Raw genomic sequence first — 4,124 nt, 5'->3', positions numbered from 1 at the left:
CGACGTGCCTGTCCCGCAGGCCGCGCACGACGTTGGCCTTGGCGATCCCGTCGCCCCAGCTCAGCGCGGTCGACGCGTGCGAGTTCTCGACGATGTCGTGCGGGGACTCGGCGCGGCTCGGGTACCCGGACATGCCGTCGCGCTTGCGCAGCGCGGAGAAGTCCTGGCGGCCCGTGAGGAGCTTGTGCACGTAGGCCTGGTGGCCCGTGTCGAACACGAACGAGTCCTTGGGCGAGTCGAAGACGCGGTGCATCGCGAGCGTGAGCTCGACGACACCGAGGTTCGGTCCGAGGTGCCCGCCCGTGCGGGACACGGCGGAGACGAGGAACTCGCGGATCTCCGCTGCGAGGGTCTCCACCTGCTGGGGGGTCAGCCGCCGGAGGTCCTCCGGTGACGTGATGCTGCTCAACAGGGTCATAACCGCTCCGTTCCGCCTGCCATTCGACTAGCCCGACAACTCTAGGCCGTCCGGACGGGTGCTCGCGCCCGGAGAGGCCCGATCACGACCTCTGCACGCGCCGGGCACCCGATCCGCCCTCGTCCGGCCGATCGCCTCCGTAGACTGAGGAGGTGCGCTTCCTGCCGGGCCAGCAGCCCACCACCGACCTGACCTACGGCGACGTCTTCCTCGTCCCGTCCCGCTCCGAGATCACCTCGCGCTTCGACGTCGACCTCGCGTCCGACGACGGCACGGGTACCACGATCCCCCTCGTCGTGGCCAACATGACCGCGGTCGCGGGCCGCCGCATGGCCGAGACCGTCGCGCGGCGCGGCGGGATCGTCGTGATCCCGCAGGACGTGCCGACCGACGTCGTCGCGGACGTGGTCGCCGACGTCAAGGGCAAGGACCCGGTCATCGAGACCCCGGTCGTGGTCTCCCCCACGGACACCGTGCACACCGCGCTGACGCTGATCGGCAAGCGGTCGCACGGCTCGGCCGTGGTGCTCGACGGCGACCGGCCCGTGGGGGTCGTGACCGAGGCCGACTGCCTGGGCGTCGACCGCTTCACGCAGGTCCAGCAGGTCATGTCCGCGCAGCCGCAGACCGTCGACGCGTCGGTCGTGTCGGGTCCCGGCGGTCTGCAGGCCGCGTTCGACGAGCTGCACCGCTCGCGGCGCAAGGTCGCCCCGGTCGTGCGCGACGGGCGCCTCGTGGGCGTCCTGACGCGTCGCGGTGCGCTGCGGTCGAGCGTCTACTCCCCCGCCCTGGACGCCCAGGGCCGCCTGCGCATCGCGGCGGCCGTGGGCATCAACGGCGACGTCAAGGCCAAGGCGGCAGAGCTCCTCGCCGCGGGCGTGGACGTGCTCGTGGTCGACACGGCCCACGGTCACCAGGTCAAGATGCTCCAGGCCCTGGAGGCCGTGCGGTCCCTGGACCCGCAGGTCCCGATCGTCGCGGGCAACGTCGTGACGGCCGAGGGCGTGCGCGACCTCGTGGCCGCGGGCGCGGACATCGTCAAGGTCGGCGTCGGTCCGGGCGCGATGTGCACCACGCGCATGATGACGGCCGTGGGCCGTCCCCAGTTCTCCGCGGTCCTCGAGTGCGCGGCCGCGGCACGCGAGCTGGGCAAGCACGTGTGGGCCGACGGCGGCGTGCGGCACCCGCGCGACGTCGCCCTGGCCCTCGCGGCGGGCGCGTCCCAGGTCATGATCGGCTCGTGGTTCGCCGGGACGCACGAGTCCCCGGGCGACCTGCACGACGACGGCACGGGTCGCCTCTACAAGGAGTCGTTCGGCATGGCCTCGGCGCGCGCGGTCGCAGCCCGTGGCGCGGGCGGCTCCCCGTTCGAGCAGGCCCGCAAGGGCCTGTACGAGGAGGGCATCTCGTCCTCGCGCATGTACCTCGACCCGGCCCGCCCGGGCGTCGAGGACCTGATCGACGAGATCACCGCGGGCCTGCGCAGCTCGTGCACGTACGCGGGTGCGGCCTCGCTCACCGATTTCGCCGAGCGGGCCGTGGTGGGCATCCAGTCCGCGGCCGGCTACGAGGAGGGGCGCCCGCTGCCCGCGGGCTGGTGACGGTTCCCCCCTCGGCGGGCTCGGCGCGCACCGAGCTCGCGGCCCTCGCCCAGGACGGTTCACCGTGGCCGCGTCCGTGGCGCTACGCGATCGGCACGCTCGACGAGTCGCGCGTACGGCAGGCCGCGGTCCTGGTGCTGTTCGGTGTGCTCGACGACGTCCTGGCGTCCCGGAGCGTGTCCGGTCGGGACGCGACGGCCTCCCCCGTGCCTGCCGACCTCGACGTGCTCCTGCTCGCCCGCGCCTCGACGCTCAGCCACCACCCGGGCCAGGTCTCGTTCCCCGGGGGGCGGCTCGAGGACACGGACGCGGACCTGGTCGACGCAGCGCTCCGGGAGGCGGTCGAGGAGACGGGCCTGGACCGCGACGGCGTCGAGGTCCTGGGCGCCCTGTCCCCGCTCCCCCTGCCCGTGAGCAACCACCTCGTGACACCGGTGGTCGCGTGGTGGGCGCGGCCCACACCGGTCGCGGTCGTCGACTCGGCCGAGTCGGCGCACGTCTTCCGGGTGCCGGTCGCGGACCTGACGGACCCCGCAAACCGCCGCACCGCCGTCGTGCGCCGGGGACGCAGCACGCACAAGAGCCCAGCCTTCCTGGTGTCCGCGGACGGGCGCGAGCACCTCGTGTGGGGGTTCACGGGCGCGATCCTCGACGCGCTCCTGGACCGGCTCGGCTGGGCCGAGCCGTGGGACGCGGCGCGCACGGTCGAGGTGCCGGTCTAGTGGCGCTGCGGCCCGCAGCAGAGGTCGACGTGACGGTCGACCTCGTGCGCTCCCTGCTCGCGGCCCAGCACCCCGACCTGGCCGGTCTGCCCCTGGACGTCGTCGCGAACGGCTGGGACAACGTCGTGCTGCGCCTGGGTGACGAGCTCGCGGTGCGGGTCCCGCGACGCGACCTCGCGGCCGGGCTCGTGCGCCACGAGCAGGAGTGGCTGCCGCTGCTCGCGCCGCGCCTTCCCGTGCCGGTCCCCGCTCCCGTGCGGGTCGGGCTCCCCTCCGACGGGTCCACTGGCCCCGCCTTCCCGTGGTCGTGGAGCGTCGTCCCGTGGTTCGACGGGCTGAGCGCCCTCGCGGTCGATCCGGCGCTGCGCCGCGCGTTCGCCGTCGACCTCGCCGCCTTCCTCGCGGCGCTGCACGTCCCCGCGCCGCCCGAGGCCCCGCTCAACCCGTTCCGCGGCGTCCCTCTGGCCGCGCGCGACGCGTCGGTCCGGGAGCGCCTCGCGTCGGGCCAGGTGCCCGACGACGGAGCTCTCCTCGACCTGTGGTCCCGCCTCGTCGAGGTCCCCGCCTGGGACGGGCCCGCGGTGTGGCTGCACGGCGACCTGCACCCGGCGAACCTGGTGCTCGCGCCCGGCGACCACCGCCTGGGCGCCGTGGTCGACTTCGGGGACATGACGAGCGGCGACCCTGCCACGGATCTCGCGACCGCCTGGATGACGTTCGACGCCGTGGGTCGCCGCACGTTCCGCGAGGCCGTCACGGCCCGTCGCGGGACCGACGACCCGACCTGGGCCCGGGCTCGGGCCTGGGCGCTGGTCCTCGGCACGGCGTTCGCGGCCCACTCGGACGACGACCCGGCGTTCGCCGACCTGGGCGCGCACACGCTCGCGCAGGTGCTCGGCGACGACTGAGCCGCCCGTCCCAGGCACGCGGCGCCCCACCGCGCGATACTGGCTCGCATGGCTACCGAAGCGAAGACCCGCCCGCACGACGGCGACGTGGACGCCTTCCTCGCGACCGTCACCCACAAGGTCCGGCGCCGCGACGCGGACACGCTCCTGGCCCTCATGCAGCGCGTCACGGGCGAACCGCCCGTGATGTGGGGGCCGTCGATCATCGGGTTCGGCCAGTACCACTACGAGTACGCGAGCGGGCGGCAGGGCGACGCGGGGGCGGCCGGGTTCTCGCCGCGCAAGGCCGCGTCCACGGTCTACCTGCCCGACGGGACGGCTGCGCACCAGGACCTGCTGGCTCGCCTCGGCCCGCACACCGCGAGCCTCGTGTGCGTGTACCTCAAGGACCTGTCGAAGAACGACCTCGACGTCCTGGAGGAGATCGTGCGCCGCTCCTACGCGGCCGTGACCGCGGGCACGTTCACCCAGCGGG

5 protein-coding genes are annotated in these 4,124 nt (G+C 74.3%); 4 read left to right on the top strand and 1 reads right to left on the bottom strand.

Annotation, left to right across the window (positions count from 1 at the left end; genetic code table 11):
- A partial coding sequence (locus ACFWFR_RS17840; RefSeq protein WP_377623926.1) for a 1-deoxy-D-xylulose-5-phosphate synthase N-terminal domain-containing protein occupies positions 1-418 on the bottom strand: 418 nt, incomplete at its 3' end.
- A gap of 152 nt (positions 419-570) precedes the next feature.
- Here ACFWFR_RS17840 and ACFWFR_RS17835 point away from each other — a divergent pair.
- From ACFWFR_RS17835 to ACFWFR_RS17820, 4 genes are all read left to right on the top strand, one after another.
- A complete protein-coding gene (locus tag ACFWFR_RS17835; protein ID WP_377623925.1) occupies positions 571-2,019 on the top strand; it encodes a GuaB1 family IMP dehydrogenase-related protein in 1,449 nt (482 codons plus the stop codon).
- Positions 2,016-2,741, top strand: coding sequence for an NUDIX hydrolase (locus ACFWFR_RS17830; protein ID WP_377623924.1), 726 nt, complete (start codon positions 2,016-2,018; stop codon positions 2,739-2,741). The genes ACFWFR_RS17835 and ACFWFR_RS17830 overlap by 4 nt, the downstream gene beginning before the upstream one ends.
- A complete protein-coding gene (locus ACFWFR_RS17825) occupies positions 2,741-3,649 on the top strand; it encodes an aminoglycoside phosphotransferase family protein (RefSeq protein WP_377623923.1) in 909 nt (302 codons plus the stop codon). The genes ACFWFR_RS17830 and ACFWFR_RS17825 overlap by 1 nt, the downstream gene beginning before the upstream one ends.
- Positions 3,650-3,697: 48 nt before the next feature.
- Positions 3,698-4,124, top strand: a 427-nt coding sequence (locus ACFWFR_RS17820; protein WP_377623922.1) for a DUF1801 domain-containing protein, incomplete at its 3' end; no start/stop codon positions are given.

This window comes from Oerskovia sp. NPDC060287 (assembly GCF_042726775.1).
Taxonomy (GTDB): domain Bacteria; phylum Actinomycetota; class Actinomycetes; order Actinomycetales; family Cellulomonadaceae; genus Oerskovia; species Oerskovia merdavium.
Note: the sequence above shows the minus strand (reverse complement) of the source record. Positions and strands in the feature narration are given on the sequence as shown.